The following is a 26,467-nucleotide window of genomic DNA, read 5'->3' as shown; positions in this document are numbered from 1 at the left end:
ACCTCTATAATCAATATTATTTACATTACCATGGCTAAAAACCTGGCTGGCTTTCCATTTAAAGCCTCCATAGCATGTTGATAGGATGAATCAAAGAAAATGGAATCTCCTTCATTTAGCACTATTTCATGGTTATGGATATAAATTTTCATACTACCCTCTAAAACATAGTTAAATTCCTGTCCGGGATGGGAATTGGTGGAGGGTTTTTTAGACTTACTTTGGGGTTCTACCGTAACAATAAATGGTTCTGCTTTTTTATGAATGAATTTTTCAGCTAAATTTTCGTATTTATACTGCTTCTGTCTTTCCACCGCCACTCCTTTATTTTTACGGGTTACACTGAAGATATGCATCCTGGTTTCTTCTCCAGTAAGTAGCAGCCCCAAATCAACCTTAAATTTATGGGCAATTTCATAAAGCACGCTGGCTGGTATGTCCTTTTCACCAGATTCGTATTTATTATAAGTCTCTAAGGGCATGTTAAGGAAATCTGCCATTTCACTGTCGGTTATCTGGGATATTTTTCTCATCTCCATTACCCGTGCACCTATTTCTTTTGATTTCTCCTGCATGATAACACCTCCAGAGTGTATAAACTATCCCAATAATGTAAATTAGATACTCATCTTAAGCCAGGATTATTTTTTTAATGGTCTTCTGGCTAGTTTTAATAAATTTTTTTATTAGGGGAACTATTTTAATTTTACCGGCTTTCAATAATTTTCATTAATCTCTAATTGCCAATAAATAAGTTAGCTTTGTCCTGGTGAGAAATACCCTATTTATTTGAAAATAATCGTCCAGTTATAAAAAACATGTAATCTTTATTGGTTTTTTATTGGAAAACATTATACTTTTTTTGTTATCCTTTTAATTAAAGTTGTTCCAAAATAAGGAATCATAGCAATACCAATAATTGAGGTCATCCAAAGCGATACAAAACGTTCAACAAGAGTTGCGGCTGCGCTTATTGATGGTGGAACACCTGCAGCAGAAAATAAGAGTATCATAACTCCGTCAATGGCACCTAAACCACCGGGAAGAAGAGGGATCAATCCAATTAAAGTAGATATTATAAATACCTGTGCAATAATCAAAAAGGATATTTCTACATTAAATGCAGAAAATATTAGATATACTCTGAATATTTCTAAAATCCATATTAGAAAAGATATGGGTATACTGTATAATATGACGTTTCTATTTTTGATCATTATTCGCATACTGGCCTGGAAATTATTGATTGAATTTACAGCTTTTTCTTCCAGCTGGCTGTGATCTTTTTTAGAAAACTTTTTTATCAGACCTACAATCCATAATGATACTTTATGCCCAAATTCAAGGTTAAATGACATATAAATCACTATTAAAAAGAGTGTAGATAAAACTATAACTGCAAGTATAAGAGCATATATTGCATAATCTGGCAGATTTAAATAAAAAACAGCACCAACTATAGTAATTATTGCTAAAACTATGAATGGGAATGTATCAAGTCCTCTATCGGCTATTACTGTTGCAAATGATTTTTCAAATGAAGAACCTGAATATTTGCTAAGGATATAACCTCTTACAGGTTCTCCACCTCCCCGTGCGCTGGGAGTAATGTTATTTACAGCCATACCTACCATTACCATTGGAAAAACATGTATTTTTTTTATAGGTATATGGACAGCATTTATATTTATGGACCATCTCCAGGTCCATAAACCATAAATGACAAACTGGATAAGTACTGCAAAAGCGATATATGACGAATTAGCCATTTTAATAGCACTTTCAATATTACCGGGTCCTATAAATAGGATCATTCCAATAAGAGTTCCAATCCCCATTAATAACAGTACTAAAGTTTTATATCGCATCTTCAATCTCTTTATTTAATTATTACTATAGGTTACCATACTATTATAGTAATTTTCCTCAACAATTAATATTTATTCTGGCTAGCTAACGTGAATAAAATTGAAAACCAAGAAAAAATAAACTCCCTGATTTTCTTTGATTTATTAAAATTACTATATTTAGATTAAATATTTATTTTATCTATTAATACATTAAAATAAGGCTCTGTCAAAAACTTGGGGGTTAATTGTCGAAAACCTTTTTCTGATACTGAATTTCTTTTCTGATGTTTATTCGTGACATTACACCATTTTTAATCTTCATTAGCTTCTTAACACTTTTAGGAAAGGTTTTTTGAAAGATGTTTTCTATTTTGTTAGATGTTCGCTGGATATTTTTATCATCTAAGAACGCGAAGAAAGTTTTAAAGTAAGGACGCAACGAATTAATGATAATAAATTGAATAATCTTCGAATACTCTTTAATTTTAACTAAAACTTGGTTAAATTTATTTCTAGCATTTTTTAATGATCCAACTTGAAATAAATTGAATATTTCTTCTTTTTCTTCTTTTATTTTGTTTATTTCTTCTTTTGATACTTTATTTTGTTTAATATAGTTCTTTATGATTTTGTTAAAGTTTTTAAATGTGTGAAATAAACACCATTGGTGTTTAAACCCTAATTCTTCGATAATTGGTTTATATTTCTCATCTAAATCAGTGGTAATGGCAATTCTATTTTTATTTCGAGTATTTTGATCTAAAAACTCTTTGATGTTCTTAGAATTCTCTTTAGAGTATATTTTGTCTGCAACAATAATATCCTGTTTACTGTCGATTAAAGTGAATCGGTAATTCCATACACCTTTAATTTTAACCCACTCTACATCAAAAATGTAATATCCCGAATAACGATATTTAGAATCTTTTTTTTTATTTTTATATTCAAGGATCCAGTTTTCAATTGTTTGATGTGAAATATGGATTCCTGTGTCTTTTTTAACTTTATAAGCAACGTTACGCAATGATCCAAAGAATAAACCTACTAATTCAAGACATTTACTCTTAAAATCACGCGTGAAATTACTATTATTCTCAATAAGTTCTGATATATCTGTATTAAATTTTTTATTACATTTTTTGCATTTATATGCTTGAATTTCGGTTTTAATCTTTTTTTTATTATAAAATATGAGTTTTCTTCCTTTAACACCATTTTTGATCACGGATCTGGTGAAACATTCCGGACAAAAGGCTTCCAACATCTCAATATGAAAAATATCTTTTTTATGCCATGTTTTTAATGTTTTAGATACTTTATATTCTTTTTTGCAGGATTTTAGTTGATTTTCAACATATTTTGACAAACCTTCGCAAAAATAGGAAAGTTTATAACTTGGATCAAACAAATCAGTAATTGGAGCAAGTGTTTTTGTTTTTTGCATGCAAAATACTATGCTCCATTTATTATAAAAGTTTTTAGGTTTCTATTTTATAAAATAACGGGTTTTTAGAAGAATTTAAAAATTTTTTATCAAAAACATAAAATCAAAAACCCCCAAGTTTTTGACAGTGCCTAAAATAACTATTTTTAAGAAATATTTTTAAGAAAAAAAATATAATGATATACCATGACCTTTGAACAGCTTATATTATTAGGCTCTATTTTGATTTTAATGAGTATAATTATGAGCAAAACTTCATACCGGCTTGGAATTCCATCACTACTCTTCTTTCTTTTAATAGGAATATTAGCTGGTTCTGAGGGTATAGGGAGGATTTATTTTGATAATCCGGATATTACACAATATGTAGGTACATTTGCACTTATAATTATTCTTTTTTCTGGAGGACTAGACACAAAATGGTCTGATGTTAGGCCAATTCTTTGGAGAGGATTAACTCTTTCAACCCTGGGTGTTTTTATAACAGCAATTGCAGTTGGATTATTTATTAATCTGGCTTTTAAGCTTCCTTTATTATTTTCCCTATTAATAGGTTCAATTATATCCTCTACTGATGCTGCAGCAATATTTTCTATTTTCCGCTCTAAAAAGGAAGGTTTAAAAAATAATATAGAACCTACACTTGAACTTGAAAGTGGAAGTAACGACCCTATGGCCTATTTCTTAACCACCACCTTCATATTTCTTATTCTAAATCCGACAACTTCTATTGAAGCCATGATACTCTTGCTTATACAATCACTCGGGCTTGGGGTTATCTTTGGTGTTATTTTTGGGAAAATAATTGTAAAACTTATTAATAATATTAATCTTAATATCGCCGGCCTTTATCTAGTATTAACTATCACTTTAGCATTTTTAACTTATTCCGCAACCTATTTGGTGGGAGGTAATGGATTTTTAAGTGTTTATATTGCTGCATTAATACTGGGAAATAATTCTTTTGTTCAAAAAACAATTCAAGTACCTTTCTTTGATGGAATAGCATGGCTAATGCAAATTAGTATGTTTCTAATATTAGGACTTCTGGTTTTTCCCTCCCAAATCATTCCTGTAATAGGGATAGGGGTATTAATTTCTTTTTTCTTAATCCTGGTTGCAAGGCCTATTGCTGTCTTTTTATGTCTTTTACCTTTTAAAGTTGGATTAAAAGATCAACTTTTAATTTCATGGGTGGGAATTAAAGGCGCAGTTCCCATTATATTAGCAACATTTCCTATTGTTGCAGGAATAGAAGGTGCAGATATGATCTTTAATATAGTTTTCTTTATCACTATAACTTCCGCACTCATACAGGGTTCAACTATTAACTTATTTGCCCGATATTTAGGATTGTCTATTAAAGAATCAGAAAAAAAATGAGATGAATATTGGAAGTGTAACAGTATAAATAATTTTTAAGCCTTTAAAACCGATTACTTGTTTTGGCCTTAATTTTTTCAATTGCATTTTTTAGAGCATTTTCATATCCTTGAGATTCACCATTTGAATTTTCAAGTGATGATTTAAGGTAAGCAATAGAGGATTGATTTCCAATCATTCCCAAGGTATTAGCTGCATTAACTCTTACAAAATAATTTTCATCATTCAAACTCCCTGCAAGTGCAGGTATTGCTGCGGAATCACCTAATTTACCAAGTGAAATGACTTCGCATGCTCTTAATAGACAATCTTTTTCTTTTAATATTTCCATTAGAGGTTCTACAGCTCTTAAATCATTTAGTTCTCCAAGCACAAGCACGACTTCACATCTAACATTTAAACATTTATCTTTTAATGCTTGAATAACTGGTTCAATAGCTTGTTTATCTCCTATTAAACCAAGAGACATTGCTGCTATTTGTCTCACATGCCAGTAATTATCATTTAAAAGAGTTATCAATGCTTTTAAAGCTCTTTTATCTCCAATCCTTCCAAGGGCAATTGCTGCAGCTTTACGAACAGACCATTTCTCATTTTTTAAGTTAATTAAAAGTGGTTTAACTGCTTTTTCATCTCCTAGATTTGCCAGTTTGTATGCTGCTTTTTCCTTAGTCTTATGGCTTCCCTCATTTAAAGCTTTTATTAAATCTTCAATATTATTTTCATCTCTCATTTTTTCCAGCTCTTATTCTAAATCATACTAAACACTTAGAATATCATGGATTGTTTAATTATTTAAATAAATAAAACACTATTTAATTAAAATAACCCCATCATAATAGGTAACTAAAAGAATTTTCTTGATATAATATTTTTAATTTAAATTAATCTATTCTAAGATGACCTTATTTAAAATTAGATACTTTTTTTTTAAGTTTTTCCCCTATTTCAGCATATATTTTAAAATTCATCTTGAAGAGAACCTGTTTTTCCATAATTACTTATGCCTTCAATTGCATCTACATTAACTATAAACGCTAATCCTCTTCCTGGTTCATTTAATTTCCCTGCATCTAACACTGTTTTAAGAACTTTGGTAGCACATTTTTCATTAATTAATATCATTATTATTTCTTTTCTGGGTTCAATTGGCACACCAAGAAACTCTTCCGGGGCATGTTTGCTTTTTCCTCTACCATAAAATATTGTACCTCCCTCTGCACCAGCATCATATGCTTTTTCGAGAATTTCACTGGCCATTTCTGCTTTAACAATTGCAAATATGACTTTAAATTTTGGTTTCACATCCATACTTAATATCTCCTTTAACAAACTTTTAATATGTCAACTAGAGAATTAATCCGTTCAATGATTATAGGGTATATCTAAAATTAAATGTAATTAGTATTTTTATTTTATTCCCTATAATAAAATTTTTATAACTAAGATGAATTATATTAATTCATTAATGGTTTATGCTAAAATTAAATTAAATATTAAAATAAAGGATATATCCACGGCTAAGACACTTAGTTTTAAAGATTAACTAATATAAAACACATACTTATATTCCTGTCATTTTATTAATATCAGAGGGGGTAACTCATTGCAGATAGAAAAAGTAAAACTGGAAGTTCCTGAAGATTGTAACCTGATTTTAGGCCAGAGCCATTTTATAAAAACTGTTGAGGACCTGCATGAAGCCCTGGTAAACACTGTTCCAGGTATTAAGTTTGGTTTGGCCTTTGCAGAAGCATCTGGTGATTGTTACATTCGCTACTCGGGTAATGATCCTCAGCTGGAAAAATTAGCCACCGAGAAGATGAGAGAAATAGGGGCGGGGCATTCTTTTTTAATTTATATGAAAAACGCTTTTCCTATAAATGTCACCCAGCGTATAAAAAGTGTCCCGGAAGTGGTGAACCTATTTTGTGCTACTGCCAATCCAGTGGAAGTATTAATTGTAGAAAGCAGTCAGGGGCGAGGTATAATTGGAGTTATTGATGGTTTTAGCCCGGAAAAAGTAGAATCAAAAGATGATATCTTGTACCGTAAGAAGTTTTTACGGGATATAGGCTATAAACTATGAAATAAGTCTGTTTTTAGCAGTATTTATAATATTTTTATATATTTTTAGAAACATAATATAAATCAGTAATCTTGATTAAAAGGGGGAAATAAAATGGGTGAATTAGATGATAAAGTGGTTTTTACAAAAAGCAGTGGAAATTCCAAAAAAGGGGAAAATCAACTAAAAGTAATTCAAGACATTGTTAAATTAAAAATACGCCAGACCGGTACAATTACGGTGGAATTTAATGGCAAAAAAGAAGAAATTTCTAAAATAAAGGATTTCTTTGAAAATATTACAGATATGGAACCTATCACCATGAATATAGCTGATAGTGGTGATATTAAATCCTATTTCAAAGGAGTTTCTCCCTTTAAGGAAGAAATATCTCCAGAAGGGGAAACATACTACACCTTTGGAGTCACCATTCAGGAAATAGCTTAAAAAAAATATTTTATTTTTTTATTTTTATTACTCCTTTTAAATCTGGAAATATTGAGGTTCTCCTTAATCATATTAATATCAACTTTTTCAGGGATAATTAGCCCCTAATGGATTTCTATTTTATGGAGTGTTCTTCGCATATTTTATAAATATACTCGGGATGTTCAAATACCTGGGTATTCTTCATTCTGGATAATTTTTCCACATGTTCCACATCTTCCCTGGTTATATTCAATTCCAGATCTTTTCCATTAGGTAGTTTGGTGGTGATGGTTCCTTCTCGAAAGTCAGAGGGCATGATATACAAGGGTACACCTGCTTTTTGACCCATAATAGCAGCATTGGTAAGGAGGGTATCTGCGATTCTTAGTGATATCTTGGCCACGGTGTTGGAGGTACAGGGAGAAATAATCAACAAATCAAATTTTCCCATCTGTATTTGGCCTGCCAGAAAGGGAGAATTAGCATTTATTTCCACCCAGGCATTATCAAAATATTTTTCTAATTGCCGGAAGATTCCGTAGTACTTAACTACCTGATCCCCGGATTTAGAAATATAAACTCTTATTTCCAGGGAGTCCCTGTACTTTTCCTGTATATCCTTCATTATGGCAAAGGTTTCTGGTAGTTTTTCACCGGCCCCGGTAATTCCCCAGGCAATTCTTTTTTTAGCACCAGTCATAGAATTGTTTATATAATTCTTACTTAATTTATTTTTCTAATAAAAAGTAGTAAAGTTTGTAACTTAAAAAAAATAATTAAAATGGTTCCCTTATTAAAAAATCATTAAGAAGGGGGTTTTTTATGATTTTTAAAAAAAATAATTAGTTCTGGATTTTACCATCCAGAACCCTTATGGTTCGATCAGCCAGGGAAGCCACATCCATATCATGGGTTACCATAATCAGGGTAACGTTTTCTTTTTCATGCAGATCTTTTAGCCGATTGAGTATCATTGCCCCTGTTTTAGAGTCCAGAGAACCGGTAGGTTCATCAGCCAGAATTATAGATGGTTCATTGGCCAGTGCCCTGGCAATGGCCACTCTTTGTCTTTCCCCACCAGATAATTCCGTGGGTTTTCTTTTCAATTTATCAGATAAACCCACATATTCCAGTAATTCCAGTGCTCTTTTTCTCATCTGGGAAGAAGACATATTCTTTTCATACATGGGTATTTCCACATTTTCCAGAACAGATAAATTGGGTATGAGGTTATGTAACTGGAATATAAAACCGATTTCACGGGATCGGAATTCACTCAGGTCCTTTTTCTGGATTAGATCATTTCCAGATACCACTATACTCCCGGTGTCTGCTTTATCCAGGGCCCCGATCATATTAAGGAGAGTGGATTTACCAGAACCAGAAGGCCCGATTATGGATACGAACTCTCCCCTTTTTATTTCCAGATTTATTCCATTTAAAGCGGTTATTTTACCATTATCAAAACTCTTCTGGAGGTTATGAATCTCCACAATATTTTCCTTATTCATAGCGCAGCGCCTCGGTTGGTGGTAATCTACTGGCCCGATAAGCAGGATAAAATCCTCCTAAAAGACCCACAGTTAATGCCACTGCAAATGCCCGCAGGAAAACATCTGCAGAATAAACAGGTGCAATGAAACTATCCATTCCCAAAGCCAATAGTACCTGTATGGCCAGGATTCCCATAATAGCTCCTACCAGTCCTGCAACCAGGGTGAGTACTATGGATTCTCCTAGAATCATGGATAAAATTCTCCTATCTTTCCATCCTACGGCCTTAAGAACCCCTATTTCTCTGGTCCTTTCATAAACGGACATGATCATGGTATTGATTACACCAATACCTCCAATAACTATTGCCAACAGGGATATGGCCCAGGAGGCAGTGTCAATGGTTTGCAGTCCCTGGTCAATACTGGCCAGATCTTCTAAGGAGGCAATGGTGGTTAAATCATCTCCATATTCATCTTCTATGGCAGCGGTGACTTCTTCTACCTGAGCATCATTATCAATTTTCACATAGAGCATGGTGACGGTGTCATTTTTATTTTCTATAGCCTGCACATTTTCCAGGGATAAAAATGCTCCTCCGTCCTGTTGCAGATCACCGGTCTGGAAAATACCGGTTATTTCATATTCTTCTCTATTTAAGGTTATAGTATCTCCCACAGTTTTATTTAACTTTTCAGATGCTACTTTTCCTATAATTACTTCTTTGGCATCTCCTGAAGCAAATGCTCGACCTTCTGTAACTTTTATATTACTTATAGATAACTTTGCAGGATCTATCCCTATTAAAACAAAATAGGGATTATCTTCCACCCTCTGGATGGCCATCAAGATTCCCACCACATCATTAACACCATCCACCTCCTTTATCCGGGTTATATATTCTTCATCTATTTTACTAAAGAATAAATCAGATACATTAGATTCAGCTATACTAAAATCTGCGCCTCCAGCCTTCAATGTTTCTTCGGTGGAGGCTTTCAATCCATCGGTTATTATACCCAGGGCCACAATGGTGGCAATTCCTATGGCTATTCCTACAATAGCCAGCGCACTCCGGGTTTTATTTCTAAAAGGGTTTTTAATTATGAGTGAAAAAAATGACATGGTTTTCTAATGGTAATTAATACTATTTAAATGTTTTTTTAAAGGCATTAAATGAAAAAATAGGGATTTTTGAAGTGTGGTTTCAACACCAGAGATTAATTATGATTAATAATTCTAAATTGGATTTTTTTTTAATGTATTTGCTTTTAAAATCAGGCTTAAAAGATTTAATATTGATTAATCATGACAGTAATTGACTATTATGCCCTTTAATTAAATTAGCAGTTGAAATAATTAAAAAAATGATATATAATAAAGATGACATATTATTATATTGAATTAATATGTAATTAGTTGGAGGGATTTTGTGAAAGAAGATGTATTCTATGGTAAAGGAATGGCCCATGTTAAAAAGGACTATCCAGATATCTATGAATCAGTGGTGGAATTAAATAAAGCAGCCTATACCGGAAAGGCTCTTGATTATAAAACTCAAAAATTAATTGCCCTGGCTATTACTGCTGCTAATTCAGATGATAGGGCTATGAAAAAGCAGATGATGAGTGCCATGCGAGAATTTGATGCCACCCGGGATGAAATAGTTGATGTACTGCGGGTGGTTCTTTTAACTTCTGGTATGCCTCCTTTTACCAAGGCCATGCGTATACTCTATGAATTAACAGAATAAAAACCTATATTATTTTTTTTTAGCCCTATTATCCGGGACTTAAGTATTAAAAAAATGATCCTGGTGTTTATAAAATTCTAAATTTTCCTTAACTAAAAAATTAGCCATATATCTAAAACCATAATGGGCGATATATTACCTGAAAACCAAACTTTTTATCTATTCATAAACTATTTTAATCTCAAACCCTTGCAACCGGGAGCAGAATATATGAACTACCAGTATTCTTCATTTGGTGTCCTATTACTGATAAGCTCAATTATTTTATTGTTTTTATCATATTATAGCTATAAAAATCGTTCTGAAAATTTACATAAATATTTCAGTGCATTAATGTTTTTTGCCTTTATATGGTGTTTTACATCTGCAGGAGAATATTTTAGTCTTCAAGCAGTTTACAAAATATTCTGGGTTCAATTAGGGTACTTAGGGGTTGCTTTAGTTCCTCCTTTATGGTTCATGTTCATATTAAGTTATGGTGGTTATGATAAATATCTAAAACCTTACTTTAAGGCAGCCATTTTAATTATACCTTTAATAATTATATTTCTAGCTTTATCCTACCCTTTATATCCCTTACTCTGGATTAGAATAATCCCTGTATCAAATCTTCCCGGAGCACTTTTAGTTTATGTTCCTGGACCTTTTTTCTGGGTTAATATAATATACAGTTTTATAATGACCTTAATGGGAATAATCATCCTTTTGCAAATTTTTAATAGTTCTTCCAGGTTATATCGCCCCCAGATATCTGCTTTAATATTAAGTGGATTATTGCCTCTGATTTTTAGTTTGATTTACACCACCCGTACTATTCCCATACCCGGCCTGGATGTAACCCCTCTGGGAATTGTATTTTCTGGATTTATTATTGCTATTGCCATTTTTAAGTATGATTTTTTAGCCATACGTCCCATAATGAACCAGGTACTTATAAAAAGCATGAAAAACTGTCTTATGGTATTTGATGATAAAGATAATTTAATAGAAATTAATAATCATTCTAAACTACTGGGACTGGGTGAAGAAATTGTAGGTAATCATTACCCTCATGTCTTTGAGAATTTACCTTCTATTACGGCTTTTTATGAAAACCAGTTTTTAGAATCGGAAATTTTTATAGGGGGGACCTGGAACATATGGGTAGAAATAGAAAAAAGCCCCATAACTGATAATGGACATAACCTGGGGAAAATAATCATAATAAAGGATATAACTTATCGAAAATTGATCCAAAACCAACTCACTGATAGTGAAGAACGATATAAAATGTTAACTGACCTTTCTCCAGATGCAGTCCTGGTTTTAATAGATGAAAAAATAGTATTTGCCAATAAATCTTCCTGTAATCTTTTAGGGGCCAGTAATTCTTCAGAATTAATTGGAAAAAATATACTGGATTTCTTACACCCGGATTTCAGGGAAATTTCTAAAAAAAGACTGCATCAGGTTTATGTTAATCGAAAATCTTTAGCTTTTCTGGAAGAAAAAATAATAACCCTGGATAACCAGAATAAAGATATTGAGATTGGTGATGTTCCTATAATATATGATAACCAACCTGCAGTTCAAATGGTAATCAGGGATATTACTGATAGGAAAAAACTGGAGAAAGAACTTAATAAATCCCTGGAAGAAAAAGATTTAATGATGAAGGAGATTCATCATCGGGTTAAAAATAATTTAATGGTAATTCAGAGTCTTTTGAATCTACAATCCAGTTATATACAAGATCCGGCAGTTTTAAATATTTTTAAAGAAAGCCAAAATCGTGCTAAATCCATGGCACTAATCCACCAAAAACTATACCAGTCCCAGGACTTAAAGAGGATTGATTTTGGTGAATATTGCCGTTCACTATCCCGGGATCTTTTTAATAATTATATTACCTCTTCAGACAAAATTGATTTAAATTTAAATGTTGAATCATTGATGCTGGATGTAAATACTGCTATTCCTCTAGGCCTTATCCTCAATGAATTATTATCCAACAGTTTAAAATACGCCTTTTTACCGGATAAAGAAGGTAACATAACAGTGGAATTTTCACTTAAAAATTCCCAATATATATTAATGGTCTCTGATAATGGAGCAGGATTACCAGATGATTTTGATATAAATAAATCTGATTCATTAGGTTTTAAACTAATTAAAGGGCTATCCCGGCAGATTGATGCTGAAGTATTAATTGAGAAAGGCAAAGGGACAAAAATATGCATTATTTTCCAGGAAAAACCCATTGTTCCCCTTTAAGAATGCCCTTAATAAAGTGAGAATAACTTTTTAGCACAACCTTTTTAAGGGGCCGGGTTCAATATTTACCATCGCCAAATAGGCGAAACAAGCAACTTTTTTTCGGGGACATATTCCCCTGGATGTGGCGTAAGCTGAACAAAAGAGGTGTTTTAATGTATAAATATATAAGAGATGCATGGAAAAATCCAGATAAATCCTATGTAAGGGAACTTATGTGGGAGAGAGCTCCACAATGGAGACGGGAAAGTATAATTGAAAGAATAGATAGGCCTACTCGTATTGACCGAGCTAGATCTTTAGGATATAAAGCTAAAAAAGGATACGTAGTTGTTAGAACTCGTGTTCGTCGTGGTGGAAGGAGAAAAACTCGATTCAAAGCAGGTCGACGACCTAAAAGAATGGGTGTTGTTAAGATAACTCCTAAAAAATCCATTCAGCGAATAGCCGAAGAGAGAGTTGCCAGAAAATTCCCTAATATGGAAGTTTTAAATTCTTACTGGGTATGGCAAGATGGTAAATTCAAATTCTACGAAGTTATACTGGTAGATCCAAACCATCCCACCATTAAGAGTGATCCTAAGATTAACTGGATTTGTGAAAAACAGCACCGTGGAAGAGCCTTCCGAGGATTGACCAGTCAGGGTAAAAAGACCCGTGGACTGCGAAACAAAGGAAAAGGTGCAGAAAAGGTAAGAAAATCTAAATAGATTTCCTATCTTTTTTATTTTATTTTTTTATTTAAACGATTTATTTTAACTGGTTTCTATGATCCATAATATTTCCTACCGGGTATTTGTCCATGGAACAGAAAACGAAGAAAAGGTATTAGAAGCATTGAATACCATTTTTCCCTATGCTTCACCTGAAAGAGAGTTAACTGAAGGTTACTATAAAAATAAGGTTATAATATTCCATCAAAAGTTCAGTAAAAAGAAAGAAATTAAAACTTTTCTAAAGAATTTAAAGAAAATAGATTCTGATTGCCGGAATGATATTATAGATAACCTGGATAAAAAGATGGATGATCATGGAAATTTATTCCTTAGATTCAGTAAACAGGATGCATTTTCCCATAAATGGAAGGTAGTAGAACATGGTGACTCGATCCATACCCGGATTAAATTTGCTGCCTATCCTGCGAAAAAAGAAGGGGCCTTAAAACTAGCCCGGGAACTGTTTGATTAATGTGAAGTACTTTGATTTTCATCTCAATGGCAAAAACCCGGATACTGATTTAGCTCTAATTAATGAAGCTAAAAGATTAGGGTATCAGGGGATATCAATATTTTACTCTAATGAACATTATAAATCCGCTCTGGAGAATTTTAATAAAATTATAAATGATGAAACCGCGCCCCCTCACCCCCAATCTTTTAAAATTGATGAATTTTCTATAACTCCTGGTATTATAATTCAGGGCAAAAACCCCCACCACCTTCAAAAACAGATAAGAAGTCTTAGAAATAAAACCAACATTTTAATGGTTGATGGGGGAGATTTGAAGATTAATCGGGCAGCATGTGAGAATGTAAAGGTTGATATTTTATCCCGGCCATATTATAAGCGTAGAGATTGCGGTATAAACCATGTTCTATCCAGGGAAGCTGCTAAAAATAATGTGGCTATTGAATTATGTTTTAGCGACCTTTTAAAATCCAGAAACAGTTTAAGGTCTAAAATAATGGCTCATTTCAGGGATATTATAAAATTACAACGCAAGTTCCAATTTCTGCTTTTAATTACCAGTGGGGCCAGAACATTATATGATTTGAGAACTCCCCGGGACATAATGGCTTTGTATAGCTGCCTGGGACTAAAAAAAGAAGAGATTTTAAGGGCTATATCTGATTCACCATCTTTTATTCTGGATTATAATCAGCAAAGAAAGAACATGGTGGTGAATGGGGTAAAAATAATTAATGAAAAATAGAATTATAATGGTAGTTTTTTGAAACTATTTTTGGAATAAAATCCTCACTTTAATTTCTCTTAGAGGGGATTTATTTAAGGATATTAATCAGGATTATTTATTCTGGTTAATATTTTATAATCAATAAATTGATTTTTTTACCTAAGCCTTTATTTATAAAAAATAACCTTAATTTATTTATAAAATTCTGGTATAATCATGAAACTTAAAATACTTCCTCCCACCCTGCGAGGGGATAAGCGATACCTGGCATTTGAGGTAATTTCACAAGTACCACTTCCTAGAGATGATTTGATATATATAATTTGGGAAAGCTGTCTGAAGTTTCATGGTGAGTGTGAGACCAGCAAATTCCGGCTGTGGGTTACCCGTTCCTGGGATTTAAATTCAAATAGTTCTAATAAGGGTCATTTTTATTTAAAAGGCATTTTACAATGTAATCGAGGGGATGAAGAAAAGGTTAGAGGGGCCTTATGTCTTATATCTAACTATAAAGGAAAACAACTGGTTTTCCATACTCTGGGTTTAGCAGGTACTATTAAATCTGCAACACAAAAGTTTATTAAACCCAGTCCCTAACATAAATATTAGAATTAACAAATTAAATCAATTGAATTTTGAATAAGAGAATTTTTTTAGAATATAATTTACTTTCATAAGAAAAATTGAATAAATTAGAGAGGTATACTTATGCAACCACTTCAAAGTGCAGGATATGATAGGGCCATTACTGTTTTTAGTCCAGATGGAAGACTATTTCAGGTGGAATATGCAAGAGAGGCCGTAAAAAGAGGTACTACGTCTTTAGGTGTAAAATCTGCTGAAGGAGTAGTCCTTGTGGTGGACAAGAGACCAACCAGTAAATTGGTAGAACCTAAATCTATAGAAAAGATATTCCAAATTGATGAGCATATTGGAACTGCTACCTCAGGTTTAGTGGCAGATGCCCGGGCAATTATTGAAAAAGCCAGAATAGAAGCTCAGGTTAATAGAATAACCTTCAATGAACCTATCCGGGTCGAATCCCTGGCCAAAAAAATATGTGACATGAAACAGATGTATACTCAGCATGGAGGGGTACGTCCTTTTGGATCCGCTTTAATAATTGGGGGAGTAAATAGCAAGGGATGTCATTTATTTGAAACCGATCCTAGTGGAGCATTAATAGAATATAAGGCTACGGCCATAGGTGCTGGAAGACCAATAGCTATGGAAGAATTTGAAAAAAAATATAAAGAGGACATGACTCTGGAAGAAGCTATTGAACTGGCTTTAGATGCAGTTTACGAGGCCACTGAAGGTAAAACCACTCCAGAAAGTGTCGAAATCGCAGTTATTGATTCTAAAGATAAAAAATACCGCAAATTATCTGAAGATGAAATAAAGGATCACGTAGAAGAACTTCTTTTAAGAAAAGAAAAGGAAGAAGAGGAATAGGATATGGTTAACCTTGATGATGCTGTTATCGCCCGTTTAGAATCTTTCGGTGAACGTTTTGAAATACTTGTTGATCCTGATTTATCTGCTGAATTTAAAAAAGATCCATCAATGGACCTGGAAGAAGTTCTGGCCGTACAGGAAATATTTAAAGACGCTAAAAAGGGAGACAAAGCATCAGAAGAAGCCATGCTTAAAGTATTTGAAACCGTAGATTCTCTGGAAGTGGCATCTGCCATTATCCAGAAAGGACAAATACAGCTTACTGCCCAGCAGCGGCGGGAAATGCTAGAGGAAAAGTACAAAAAAATTGTAAATAAGATAGCTAGAGAATCTATCAATCCTCAAAATGGGCTACCTCACCCAACAAGGCGTATAGAAAAGGCCATGGAAGAGGCAAAAGTTCATATTGATCCATTCAAACCCGTTGATGAACAAGTTCAGCTGGTTTTAAAAGCCATTCGAGTAAAAATTCCCATTAGATTTGAAAAAGTTAAAATGGCCATTAAACTTCCTGGAGAAGTAGCAGGGAGTTCTTACAGCGATATTTCTAAATTTGGGAAAATATTAAAGGAAGAATGGCAACAGGATGGCTCATGGATAGCCGTGGTGGAGATACCTGGGGGCCTGCAAGATAAGTTTTATCAGAAAATGAGTCAACTTACAGGCGGCGAACTCGAGGCCAGGGTTATCAAATAACTCTCCTTTTACCTATTCTAGGTGGCCTTCCAATAAAAGGAGGCATAATGTGATATTTGTAAATGATAAAGATCTGGTTGTTCCTGGTGAAATTCTAGCAGATGAAGACTTTCATCCTGGAAGAGGGACTTTCAAGGAAGAAAATAAGATTTGCTCATCAGTGGTGGGACTGGTGGCCATCAGAAACAAAAAAATTAGTGTAATTCCCCTACAAAGCAAATACATCCCTAAAAGAGGGGATGTGGTAATTGGAGAAATAAACGATATCAGATTCTCTATGTGGGGATTAGATATTAATTCTCCTTATTCTGGTCTTTTACCTGCTTCAGAAGTTTTTGGAAAAGAAAAAAGAGAACTGGAAAAGGTTTTCAAAGTGGGAGATGTTCTTTTTCTGCGGGTAATTGATGTGGATGAAGTAAAAAAAGTTAAACTGGGATTAAAAGGCCGTGGTTTAGGTAAATTCAGAGGTGGGATTTTGATTCATATCACCCCTACTAAAGTTCCCCGTTTAATAGGCAAAAAAGGCTCCATGATCAACATGATTAAAGACAAGACCCACTGTGATATTGTGGTTGGTCAAAACGGAGTAGTATGGGTTAAAGGGCAAACTGACATGGAAAGAATTGCAGAAAAGGTCATAAAAATGATCCAAAACCAGGCCCATACTTCTGGATTAACGGACCGTGTCCGGGAAATGCTTGCTGAACTAACTGGTGAAGAAATTGAAGAATCTGAAGAAGTATCTGAAGATTTAGACGAAGCTGAAGAATTACCAGGAGAAACTGAAGAAAATAATGATCAGTCCCCTGATGAAAAAGATGAGGATTCGTCTAGCCAAGAGGATAAAAACCTACCTCAAGAAATTATAGAATCTAAACTGAATTTAAATCTGAAGAGGTGATTACTATCATCACATTAGGTACCAATATTGGGGCAAAATCAAGAGAAGATGGAAGAGCTTTTGATGAATTAAGAAATTTAAAAATCGAAGCAGGTGTATTAGAAAGGGCGGATGGTTCAGCTTACCTGGAATTTGGAGGGAATAAAGTACTGGTGGCAGTTTATGGCCCTAAAGAATCATTCATAAGAAGATTTCAGCGACCAGACCGGGCATATATACGATGCCGGTATAACATGGCACCTTTCTCGGTGGATGACCGTAAAAGACCGGGCCCGGATAGGAGATCAATTGAGATATCTAAGATAACTGCTGAAGCACTCCAGCCAGCAGTGATACTGGAAAAATATCCCCGTTCTGTGATTGAGATTTTTATTGAAGTACTGGAAGCAGAGGGAGGCACCCGTTGTGCCGGGATTACTGCAGCATCTGTAGCTCTGGCTGATGCAGGTATCCCTATGAAGGATATGGTGGTGGCCTGTGCTGCAGGGAAAGTGGATGGACAGGTGGTACTGGACCTTTCAGAAGTGGAAGATAAAGATGGACAGGCAGATGTGCCGGTGGCCATTTTACCTCGCAGTGGCGAAATTACATTGCTACAAAGCGATGGTAATTTAACTACAGCTGAATTTGAAAAAGCACTGGATCTGGCCATTAAAGGATGCAATCAGATTAGCGAAGTACAAAAGGAAGCCCTGAAAAAGAGGTATGGTGAATAAAATGAATATCGTTCCAGAAATTACTCGTAAAAGTATAACTCATCTGATTAATAACCAAGAACGGGTTGATGGTAGGGCCCTGGATGAATATCGTGAGATATCCCTGGAAACCGGTGTTATTTCCAAAGCTGAAGGTTCTGCACGTGTCAAAATAGGCAATACTCAGATAATGGTAGGTACCAAACCACAAATTGGGGAACCATTCCCGGATACTCCTGATGTGGGGGTTTTAATGACCAATTCTGAACTACTCCCTATGGCCTCCCCCAGTTTTGAACCAGGACCACCAGATGAAAGATCGGTAGAGCTCTCCCGGGTAGCAGATAGATGTATTCGGGAAAGTGAAATGGTTGATCTAAAAGAATTATGCATTATTCCGGGCAAAAAAGTATGGATGGTATTTATTGACCTGCATATACTGGATTATGATGGTAATCTGATGGATGCGGCGGTTTTAGGTGCTGTAGCTGCTTTGAAAAATACCATGATTCCTGAGGTAAAAGTGGTGGATAATGAAATAATTATTGACCATGAAAATATGAAACCCTTGCCTATACGGGAAGAGGTAGTGATGTGCACTTTTGCTAAGATAGGGGAGCAGCTGGTAATTGACCCTTCACTTGATGAAGAAGAAATTCTATCTGCACGGTTATCTATTGGAATAACTGCATCTGATAAAATCTGCGCCATGCAAAAAGGTGGAGATTCTCCTTTGACTAAAGAGGAGATTATGAATGCAGTTAAAATTACGGAAGGTAAATCAAAAGAACTCATGAAATATTTGGAATGATTATCATTCCAAAAACCTTACCTTTAAATATTCCTTTAATTATATTTTAGATATCTAATTATGTTATATGGCATGGATTTAATAGTTTTAATTAGAAATATTAAGAAGATGATATTTAATTAAGTGACTTTTTTAATGGAGATTCTTTTCTAAAGATATTTTCAGGGGAGTTACATTTTTAAAAGAACCATTAGTAATTGGTGGTTATATTAAATTTAATAAATCATCATTCAAGTAATGTATGATGGATTTATAGATCCTCACCGGCCCATAATAAAGATAGTGGGATTGGTGGTGGATATTATTAAAAATTAAAATTTACCTGGAGTGATATAAATGGCAAGAACCAAAAAAGTAGGTATTACTGGAAGATTTGGTGCAAGGTACGGTAGGAAAGCCAAAAGAACCGTAAAGCAAATCGAAGAAAACATGAAAAAGAAGCATGTTTGCCCTAAATGTGATAGACCTTATGTTAAAAGAGTAAGTAGAGGCATATGGGAATGCAAAAAATGTGATGCAGTTTTCACTGGCGGGGCCTATGTCCCCTCTACACCTATGGGTAAAACTGCTACCAGAAACATTAAGAGGATTGTTGGAGGCTTGTAATTGTATAAATGTGCTGAGTGTGGCTTTATAATTGATCCCCGGGCCAGCATGGAAAATAAGTGCCCACGCTGCCGGTATCGAATTTTATTTAAAGAAGTCCCTGTGGTTAAAAGAACCATTAAAGCCCGATAATTATACGGGTTATTTTACTATATCTTGAGAATAGGCTGTTTTAATGCTTATAACCACCTCTAGAAAGCCATCTACTAAAACCCGTCAATTATGCAAAGCTTTAAGCCGGGTTTTTTCCGCGGAGTGTATAAACCGGGGTAAAATGAGCATGCGCGATGTTTTTCTTAAAACATCAAGCAAAGGATATGAAACCACCCTGATAATCAACGACTCCCAGGGCAATCCCTCTAAAATCACATTCTATGGAAACCAGGGACAGGAAATTGTATCTTTAGATGTGAATATAGCATTACCCGACAGCCGATTACATATTAAACCTGATGATTTAGGCTTTAAGTGTGAGATGCATGAATTATCCCTTTTAAAAAATATTTTACCAGTTAAATCTGATAATGAGCATAATTATTCTAATCTGGTCTGGATAAAAAATACAGATAACAAATATAAGGCCGTTATGGATTTTATTGATAAAAATGGTAATTGCACTGGCTTAAAAATTTATATAAAATGAATTATAATGGTTAATATGTTAAATCACATTGATATTGATGATTTCAATCCTTTAAATTCGCTAGAGGCTACTGTGGAAATTAAAATGGATTCAGAATATGAATCCCGTGTAATATTTGATTCAATTTCCCCTGAATTGGAAAGTTCACCTTCTTCTCGCGCTACCATGAAAATGGATAGGGAAGGCAGCACTTTATATTTAAAAATACATGCCCGGGATGCTCCTTCTTTTAGAGCTTCCCTTAATTCATCTATTAGATGGATTATTCTCTCTTTAGAGATGTTAAATTTATTAAAATCTTAATTCATTTAGGATAATTTAATTAAATCATAAAATTTGAGGTGATATGATGGAACTCCCTAAAAATATTCAGCATCAATTAGCCCAGTTTCAACAACTGCAGCAACAGGCCCAGGCCATCTCCATGCAAAAACAAACCGTGGAAATGCAAATCCAGGAAACTCAAAAAGCTCTGGAAGAATTAAAAAAAACTGATGATGAGGCTGAAGTATTCAAAACAGCAGGAAATTTACTCATTAAAGTTAAAAAAGATGAAATAAACAGTGAATTGGAAGAAAAAGCAGAAACCCTCCAGCTTCGAGAGAAAACTATCACTCGTCAGGAGGAAAGGGTAATGAAAAAGCTCCAGGAAATGCAGGCCTCTTTACAGGAAGCCATGCAGGGAGCTGGAATGAACCCGGGAATGGGAAATTAAGTGCCAGGAAAGCTTAAAAAATTGAGCCCTGAGGATCTAAATGAAATCTCTGATTTTTTATCCTCAACTGCTCAAGATTTTATTTTAAATCAGATCTCCTCTAAAGAGATTGATGATCTGGATATTAAATCAGAAGTTTCTTATAATCAAGAACTGGATGTTGATTTATCTATTGATCTTCAGGTGGATGAATTATGTGTCTATGATGAGGATATTGTAAATCAGGCTCTTGATTTTACCTTTAAAGCTTTAGAATCTTTTTTAGATGATAATTATCGGGAATAATTTTTTTTAATTTTCTCCTTTTTTTTGTTTATTTTAGTTATTTAGGATGGATTAAACCTCTTTAATTTTATATGGTTTTCTTGGAGTTTCAGGGTATATCCATGGGAGATATGTTTTATTTTAATCTGATATTATTACTATTTCTTTGATTTTGGTATCATATTATTAATAAAATTTAAATAGAAAGTCTTAAATAACTTTTCACCTAAAGTATCTGTTGATAACTAATCCTTTTTAAGTATTATTAAATTAGTTATCCTTCAAACAATACCATTGGAGTACCTCCTCTTTTTTCAGCAGGGTTCTATTGATAGATCCCCTGCTGGATATCTACTTAGTAATACTTATAACCATTGTTATATTATATCCTTATTTTTGTTTTTTTATTTTTTTTTAAAGGGCCTTATAATTCCTTTTTTTAGCATAATAAATTTTGCTGCTCTTTTTTACTACTCTATAATTATTACATTTCCTGGATTAAAACTAAAATTAGTATTAAATCCTTACTCTTTTTATTACAAAACTTTCTTTAGGCCTTAGATTAGTAATAAAAAATGCTTATATATATTATTACTACTATCTAGGATTGCACAACAGTGCAATAAACTTTAAATTAATAGTTAAAGGAGGTGAAAAGATAAAAAAACAAGCAACATTTCTAATAATTACTATGATTTTCGCGCTGGCTATGTGTGGTGCGGTTGCAGCTACTGAAGAAACTACAGGTGGTGAAGGCGGATTGCCTGTGGATCAGCCTTTATCCGGGGATGAAGTAAATGATGCAGATATCGATGAGCTTATTGATCCTATTATTGGGGTTAAGGTGAATTATGAGTATGCTAATGATGTTATTAATCCCGGTATCAGCTTAAAGGATGCTGAAGGTAAGGCTGTTGATTTTACCAAGACTTATGATGCTGTTTTTCAGGGTTATAAACTGGAATTTTTATATCCTGGTGCATCAGAAGGAAGTAAATTCAAAGTAATAGTTTCTGCTCCAGGTTATAAGACTCAGGAACAGGAAGTCACTGTAGGTAAACATCCAACTGATTTAGCTGATCCTAATTTATATGCCAATGTAGTTTTCAATATGGTGGCCACGGATAACTACCGTTTAGGACGGGAAGTTACCAAAAAAGCCAATGAATTATTGAACTTTGGCACCGCCGATAAAGTACTGTGCATAACCACCGCTGGTGTACCTAAAAGAAATGGAACCACATCTGAAGATGCCATAGAGGGTATTATAAATCAGTCCAATGGTTTAATCACCGATGGACAGGGTAACCTGTTACTTTTAAAGAAAACCCCGGTTGATCCTGTGGACTTTGCCTTTGTGGTAAAAAGAGGAAACCAGTTACTACTGGCCTACTTCTACAATGGGACTTTAACCCCCTCCTATGTGGGAACCATATCTGCAAGCATGACCGATGCCCAGTGGACCAATGCCAATCATAAGATAGGCAAGGACACTTATCCGGTGGCCAGTCTGGCCAATGCCTGGGCAGTGGGAACCCCTACAGATCTATTGAAGGCTGCTGCATTCCATGGACACATGTGTGATGGTACCATCAGTGGATATGCCATGACTGAAGTGCTCTTAAAGTACTTCCCACCAGAACAGGAAACTTTAACTCACTCTGGTGCTCCTGCTGATAAGACTGCCTACCGAGTAATAACCATTCCTGGTGATTCTAAAGACGATGCATTTTTAACCATCCTCAATATCAGACCTGGCAGTGGAGGAGCTCTATCTGGATTTGATACCAGTGAAACTGGTGCAACCCAGCAAATGGCAGCTTTCATTCGTTGGAATGATGTACTTAAAACTGGTACCATTATCGTACTGAGCTTTAACCGTGCCAAGTTCCAGCAGGATTTCTTTGCTGAAACCGGACTAAGCCCTAACCAGGCCCAACACGACCACAACCACGATGACGTAACCCAGGATCATGTACACACCAACATGTATCCTCTGAAGTTAACCACCTGGCTACTGGGAAAACTAAACCAGTTTCCGGAACAATACATCGATATACTTCTGGATAAAGATGGATTAAATGAGGAAGCATACTACTACCTGCTGGGATCTGCCAGTGAGATTAAAAATCCTGATGGAACTGTGCGTATTGAGTCAAAAGAAGCAGCAGGATTAGACCTGACTTATATTGCAGGCCTGGGATTACCAGATGCTGTAAGAGCAGTACCTGCAAATAATCCAGTGGGAACTTTAACTCCACAACAAATGAAACAAATCGGAATCGACGCAGCTAACCTGGCTAAAGAGATATTCTTCAATGAAAAAGGAATAATCCTGGAAAAAGATGACCGGGATCTTCTGGTACAGACTTCTGCTGGATACGTCCGCTTTAATGGTCAGTTAACTGATATGACCATGGATGGAATCTTCGAAGTTCTGGGATCCAGATTAAGTCGTTACACTCTACTTCCCATGCACAATGCACCCTGGAAACCACTGTACTTTACCTTTACCTTAAGAGGTGCTGATGGAGTAACCATGGACTCAATTTACATGAGTTACGACCCGGAAACCCATCAATTCTGGGTGGGAACCTCTGAGGATGGTAAACAGGTAAATGATATTGGCCCTAATGCATTAAATGTTCAGGCTAGAATCAATGATCTATCCCGTAATGTTTTCAAGGAAGGTAACTGGTTTAATATTCAATCCATTGCCAATGCCTGGAGAAATAATCCGCCATTTGAACAGCTAATGACTTTCCTATACCACGATCATGCCTGTCCTGGTGTACAGCCTGGATTCTTCATAGTTGATAAAGTTCTAACCGATTTCCCTTTAAGTGGACAGGAGAACTACTTCTGGATTGCATCCAGTATCTACTGTAAAGATGACAGTCTAATCTATCTGATGGGCATATCCCCGGGAAGTGGAACCTACATGAGCCAAAGACTCCTGAATGAGGACTTACTGGATAACAATGCAGCTTTACCTTCAGGAACTGATGAGGGATTGCTGGTGATATGGGATCCAGTAAATAAAGTGGGTAGAGCAGTTATAGTAACCTTTGAATGGGCTAGGTTTGACATGACCGGTCTTACTACTAATGAAGCCCGAAGGGAAGCTCAAATTGCTGGTTTTGTAGCTTTATACAAAAACGAGGAATTTGCAAGAATGATTTCTCCAGTAAAAATTGAAACCACAGAGCCAAAATATATCACTGCTGCTGAATTTGATTTAATTAAGCAGGGTGGTGGAGCTGATTTCAATTCCCACGACTTTTTGAGAAGTCTACCCTTCAGAACACTATCTGATCTGATTCAGGTTCCTGGCGGAGATCATCAACATGGTGATGGTGGACATACCCACGACGGTACCGGTGGACACACTCATGGACCAGGTGGACATGTACACACCGGAACGGTGGGACACTCCCATACCCATGCTGCCCATACTCACACCCATGCTGCTCCTGAATTAGAAGCAGGGGAAGAGTTAAGTGGTGATGAAAAAGCCTACGAGGTAAGTAAAACCCAACCATCTACTGAAAACCAGTCAGATGTACCAGTATATGCTATTATTATTGGTATATTGGCTATTGGTGGATTGGCTGCTTTTGGATTCCTCAGAGGTGGATTTGGTCTATTTGGAAAATAAAAAATATTTTTTTTCTTTTTTCTTTTTTTTAGCTATTAGAATTAATATTGCTGAATATTATCAATTTAAATGGATTCTATTACTCTTAATTGTATTACAAATTTATCTATTCCGCTTGAAATGTAATACTAATAGTTAATTTTATATTAGAATTAATTAAATTATTTATTTGCATAAAGGAACAATTTTGATTAAATAAAAAAATGAGGTTTTATCTTGCATGTCCCTGATGGAATTATACCGTTATCCCAATCGGCAATTTACTGGATTATATCCATTCTAACAGTTATTATTTACACTTACAAAATATCCCGGGATGAAGATAAGGAAAAAAGAGTGTTTACCACAGCACTTCTGGTGGTGGCGTCTATAATTGGATCATCTCTATCTATTCCTTCCCCTTTAGGGGTTCCTATTCACTTTTTTATCATACCTCTGGTGGCCATTATTTTAGGGCCTTTAAGTGGATCGGTGGTGGCATTTTTAACTTTGATTATCCAGTATTTTTTCCTGGGTATGGGGGGCTTCACCACCCTGGGGGCCAATACCTTAACCATTGGGGTGGTGCTTAGCTTTAGCACCTATATTTTCTATACCCTGCTTAAGGATCTTGACTTAAGATTAGGCATCTTCTCCGGTACTTTCATGGGAATAATCATGGCCACCTTAGCCCATGTTTTAATCCTTTTGGTGGCGGGAATTGCTACTCTGGAAGTACTTATTGCTACATTAGTCCCCTTCTATCTATTCATTGCAGTTTTAGAGAGTGCGGCCAGTGTAATTATCATATCCTTCATTGATAAAATTAAACCAGAATTACTGAGTTTGAATAAAATATAAGGAGAATTCTTATCTAGTTGAATAATGAGTTTAAGGAGAATTTAAAAAAATGAAATTTAAAGCTTTAGGACTATGTATTCTAATAATGGCCACATTATCCCCGGTCTTTGCCCACGGGGTTCATATTGCCACTGAATCTGATGCAGATATAGTGATAATTGCGGATGAATCTACTAGTGCCCTGGCTAAAAAAGTGGCTGATGAAATGGGAATAAATGCTCAGGTTTACAAGTTCACCTCGGCGGCCCAGGTTAACCATGAATTGGGACACTTTGTAGTTGATTACAATAATAAGGTACTGGCCGTGGCCTATCAGGAAACAGTTGAAGAATTTATAGCCAACAACCCGGATACTTCCTCCCAGGTAATGGTAAGTGGAGCTTCTGAAGAAGATATTAAAAATGCTTTAATGGAACTTAATGGAAATAGTACTTCTTCTGAAGAGGAATCCACTACCAGTGCAGAGAATGGATTTTTAATACCATTTTTTTCTGGTTTATTAGTGGGACTAATTGCCGGTATGGGCCTGGGTGTTTTTTTAGTAAAAAGAAAGAATAATTAAAAATCCTTATCAATATAAGGATTTAATTT

The 26,467-nt window shown here is 34.8% G+C and carries 31 protein-coding genes; 23 read left to right on the top strand and 8 right to left on the bottom strand.

The features are described 5' to 3' along the window. Positions 1-20: 20 nt before the first annotated feature. The 3 genes from HYG87_RS02760 to HYG87_RS02750 all read right to left on the bottom strand — a co-directional run bounded on the left by HYG87_RS02760 (position 21) and on the right by HYG87_RS02750 (position 3,294). Positions 21-575 carry a helix-turn-helix domain-containing protein gene (locus tag HYG87_RS02760; RefSeq protein WP_211533714.1) on the bottom strand — a complete coding sequence of 185 codons (555 nt, stop codon included), beginning with the start codon at positions 573-575 and terminating at the stop codon, positions 21-23. A 276-nt stretch (positions 576-851) separates the two neighbouring features. Beyond that, the gene (locus HYG87_RS02755; RefSeq protein ID WP_249164876.1) at positions 852-1,838 is read right to left on the bottom strand and encodes a UPF0104 family protein; all 987 of its coding nucleotides are present in this window, start codon (positions 1,836-1,838) and stop codon (positions 852-854) included. A 253-nt stretch (positions 1,839-2,091) separates the two neighbouring features. Next, a complete protein-coding gene (locus tag HYG87_RS02750) occupies positions 2,092-3,294 on the bottom strand; it encodes a hypothetical protein (protein WP_211533141.1) in 1,203 nt (400 codons plus the stop codon). 186 nt (positions 3,295-3,480) lie between these two features. Between HYG87_RS02750 and HYG87_RS02745 the strand changes: the two genes are divergently transcribed. After that, the gene (locus HYG87_RS02745; RefSeq protein ID WP_211533712.1) at positions 3,481-4,677 is read left to right on the top strand and encodes a potassium/proton antiporter; all 1,197 of its coding nucleotides are present in this window, start codon (positions 3,481-3,483) and stop codon (positions 4,675-4,677) included. A 43-nt stretch (positions 4,678-4,720) separates the two neighbouring features. Here HYG87_RS02745 and HYG87_RS02740 read toward each other — a convergent pair whose 3' ends face one another. Next, complete coding sequence (locus HYG87_RS02740; RefSeq protein WP_211533711.1) at positions 4,721-5,410, bottom strand: HEAT repeat domain-containing protein; 690 nt, start codon at positions 5,408-5,410, stop codon at positions 4,721-4,723. Between the two features lie 227 nt (positions 5,411-5,637). Then, positions 5,638-5,988, bottom strand: a complete 351-nt coding sequence (locus HYG87_RS02735) for a P-II family nitrogen regulator (RefSeq protein ID WP_211533710.1) — start codon at positions 5,986-5,988, stop codon at positions 5,638-5,640. Between the two features lie 295 nt (positions 5,989-6,283). Between HYG87_RS02735 and HYG87_RS02730 the strand changes: the two genes are divergently transcribed. Together HYG87_RS02730 and HYG87_RS02725 are read left to right on the top strand one after the other, a co-directional pair. Further along, the gene (locus tag HYG87_RS02730; RefSeq protein ID WP_211533709.1) at positions 6,284-6,766 is read left to right on the top strand and encodes an adenosine-specific kinase; all 483 of its coding nucleotides are present in this window, start codon (positions 6,284-6,286) and stop codon (positions 6,764-6,766) included. A gap of 93 nt (positions 6,767-6,859) precedes the next feature. Continuing rightward, complete coding sequence (locus tag HYG87_RS02725) at positions 6,860-7,192, top strand: hypothetical protein (RefSeq protein ID WP_211533708.1); 333 nt, start codon at positions 6,860-6,862, stop codon at positions 7,190-7,192. A 115-nt stretch (positions 7,193-7,307) separates the two neighbouring features. Here the strand turns inward: HYG87_RS02725 and afpA are convergent, their stop codons facing one another. The 3 genes from afpA to HYG87_RS02710 form a co-directional block, all read right to left on the bottom strand. Next, positions 7,308-7,874 (bottom strand): archaeoflavoprotein AfpA, encoded by a 567-nt coding sequence (afpA, locus tag HYG87_RS02720; protein WP_211533707.1) that lies wholly within the window; start codon positions 7,872-7,874, stop codon positions 7,308-7,310. Positions 7,875-8,016: 142 nt separating this feature from the next. Beyond that, on the bottom strand, positions 8,017-8,685 hold the full coding sequence (locus HYG87_RS02715) for an ABC transporter ATP-binding protein (protein WP_211533706.1): 669 nt from the start codon (positions 8,683-8,685) through the stop codon (positions 8,017-8,019). Continuing rightward, complete coding sequence (locus HYG87_RS02710; RefSeq protein WP_211533705.1) at positions 8,678-9,793, bottom strand: ABC transporter permease; 1,116 nt, start codon at positions 9,791-9,793, stop codon at positions 8,678-8,680. Before HYG87_RS02710 ends, HYG87_RS02715 begins: the two co-directional genes overlap by 8 nt. Before the next feature lie 307 nt (positions 9,794-10,100). On the opposite strand from HYG87_RS02710, the gene HYG87_RS02705 reads away from it, so the two are divergent. The 20 genes from HYG87_RS02705 (at position 10,101) to HYG87_RS02610 (ending at position 26,438) form a co-directional block, all read left to right on the top strand. Next, positions 10,101-10,421: a carboxymuconolactone decarboxylase family protein gene (locus HYG87_RS02705; RefSeq protein ID WP_211533704.1), complete on the top strand. Its 321-nt coding sequence runs from the start codon at positions 10,101-10,103 to the stop codon at positions 10,419-10,421. Between the two features lie 210 nt (positions 10,422-10,631). Then, complete coding sequence (locus HYG87_RS02700; protein WP_211533703.1) at positions 10,632-12,674, top strand: histidine kinase N-terminal 7TM domain-containing protein; 2,043 nt, start codon at positions 10,632-10,634, stop codon at positions 12,672-12,674. 155 nt (positions 12,675-12,829) lie between these two features. Continuing rightward, positions 12,830-13,384, top strand: a complete 555-nt coding sequence (locus HYG87_RS02695; RefSeq protein WP_211533702.1) for a 50S ribosomal protein L15e — start codon at positions 12,830-12,832, stop codon at positions 13,382-13,384. A 58-nt stretch (positions 13,385-13,442) separates the two neighbouring features. After that, the gene (locus HYG87_RS02690) at positions 13,443-13,862 is read left to right on the top strand and encodes an RNA-binding protein (RefSeq protein ID WP_211533701.1); all 420 of its coding nucleotides are present in this window, start codon (positions 13,443-13,445) and stop codon (positions 13,860-13,862) included. A 1-nt stretch (position 13,863) separates the two neighbouring features. Then, complete coding sequence (gene rnp3 / locus HYG87_RS02685) at positions 13,864-14,607, top strand: ribonuclease P protein component 3 (RefSeq protein WP_211533700.1); 744 nt, start codon at positions 13,864-13,866, stop codon at positions 14,605-14,607. Between the two features lie 198 nt (positions 14,608-14,805). Then, positions 14,806-15,186, top strand: coding sequence for an Rpp14/Pop5 family protein (locus tag HYG87_RS02680; RefSeq protein ID WP_211533699.1), 381 nt, complete (start codon positions 14,806-14,808; stop codon positions 15,184-15,186). A 111-nt stretch (positions 15,187-15,297) separates the two neighbouring features. Next, a complete protein-coding gene (psmA, locus tag HYG87_RS02675) occupies positions 15,298-16,044 on the top strand; it encodes an archaeal proteasome endopeptidase complex subunit alpha (RefSeq protein ID WP_211533698.1) in 747 nt (248 codons plus the stop codon). A 3-nt stretch (positions 16,045-16,047) separates the two neighbouring features. Next, positions 16,048-16,743 carry a ribosome assembly factor SBDS gene (locus HYG87_RS02670; protein ID WP_211533697.1) on the top strand — a complete coding sequence of 232 codons (696 nt, stop codon included), beginning with the start codon at positions 16,048-16,050 and terminating at the stop codon, positions 16,741-16,743. A gap of 49 nt (positions 16,744-16,792) precedes the next feature. After that, positions 16,793-17,644, top strand: a complete 852-nt coding sequence (rrp4, locus tag HYG87_RS02665; protein WP_211533696.1) for an exosome complex RNA-binding protein Rrp4 — start codon at positions 16,793-16,795, stop codon at positions 17,642-17,644. Next, entirely contained in the window at positions 17,641-18,360 is a 720-nt protein-coding gene (gene rrp41 / locus HYG87_RS02660; protein WP_249164874.1) for an exosome complex exonuclease Rrp41, read from the top strand. Before rrp4 ends, rrp41 begins: the two co-directional genes overlap by 4 nt. Before the next feature lies 1 nt (position 18,361). After that, positions 18,362-19,150: an exosome complex protein Rrp42 gene (gene rrp42 / locus HYG87_RS02655; RefSeq protein ID WP_394357448.1), complete on the top strand. Its 789-nt coding sequence runs from the start codon at positions 18,362-18,364 to the stop codon at positions 19,148-19,150. Between the two features lie 336 nt (positions 19,151-19,486). Beyond that, positions 19,487-19,756 (top strand): 50S ribosomal protein L37Ae, encoded by a 270-nt coding sequence (rpl37A, locus tag HYG87_RS02650; protein ID WP_211533694.1) that lies wholly within the window; start codon positions 19,487-19,489, stop codon positions 19,754-19,756. Beyond that, on the top strand, positions 19,757-19,888 hold the full coding sequence (locus HYG87_RS02645; RefSeq protein ID WP_211533693.1) for an Rpo12/RPC10 RNA polymerase subunit family protein: 132 nt from the start codon (positions 19,757-19,759) through the stop codon (positions 19,886-19,888). It begins immediately after the preceding gene. 43 nt (positions 19,889-19,931) lie between these two features. Further along, complete coding sequence (locus HYG87_RS02640) at positions 19,932-20,399, top strand: ribosomal biogenesis protein (protein ID WP_211533692.1); 468 nt, start codon at positions 19,932-19,934, stop codon at positions 20,397-20,399. 15 nt (positions 20,400-20,414) lie between these two features. After that, positions 20,415-20,702 (top strand): KEOPS complex subunit Pcc1, encoded by a 288-nt coding sequence (locus HYG87_RS02635; RefSeq protein WP_211533691.1) that lies wholly within the window; start codon positions 20,415-20,417, stop codon positions 20,700-20,702. 46 nt (positions 20,703-20,748) lie between these two features. Continuing rightward, complete coding sequence (locus tag HYG87_RS02630) at positions 20,749-21,114, top strand: prefoldin subunit beta (RefSeq protein ID WP_211533690.1); 366 nt, start codon at positions 20,749-20,751, stop codon at positions 21,112-21,114. After that, on the top strand, positions 21,115-21,399 hold the full coding sequence (locus HYG87_RS02625; RefSeq protein ID WP_211533689.1) for a DUF3194 domain-containing protein: 285 nt from the start codon (positions 21,115-21,117) through the stop codon (positions 21,397-21,399). It begins immediately after the preceding gene. A gap of 670 nt (positions 21,400-22,069) precedes the next feature. Continuing rightward, positions 22,070-25,036, top strand: a complete 2,967-nt coding sequence (locus HYG87_RS02620; protein ID WP_211533688.1) for an FmdE family protein — start codon at positions 22,070-22,072, stop codon at positions 25,034-25,036. 216 nt (positions 25,037-25,252) lie between these two features. Next, entirely contained in the window at positions 25,253-25,876 is a 624-nt protein-coding gene (locus tag HYG87_RS02615) for an energy-coupling factor ABC transporter permease (RefSeq protein ID WP_211533687.1), read from the top strand. A gap of 49 nt (positions 25,877-25,925) precedes the next feature. Then, complete coding sequence (locus HYG87_RS02610) at positions 25,926-26,438, top strand: hypothetical protein (protein ID WP_211533686.1); 513 nt, start codon at positions 25,926-25,928, stop codon at positions 26,436-26,438. Positions 26,439-26,467: the final 29 nt, after the last annotated feature.

This window comes from Methanobacterium alkalithermotolerans (genome assembly GCF_018141185.1).
In the GTDB taxonomy this organism is placed as follows: domain Archaea; phylum Methanobacteriota; class Methanobacteria; order Methanobacteriales; family Methanobacteriaceae; genus Methanobacterium_F; species Methanobacterium_F alkalithermotolerans.
The sequence above is the reverse complement of the archived record's forward strand: the minus strand, read 5'-3'. Positions and strand labels throughout refer to the sequence as shown.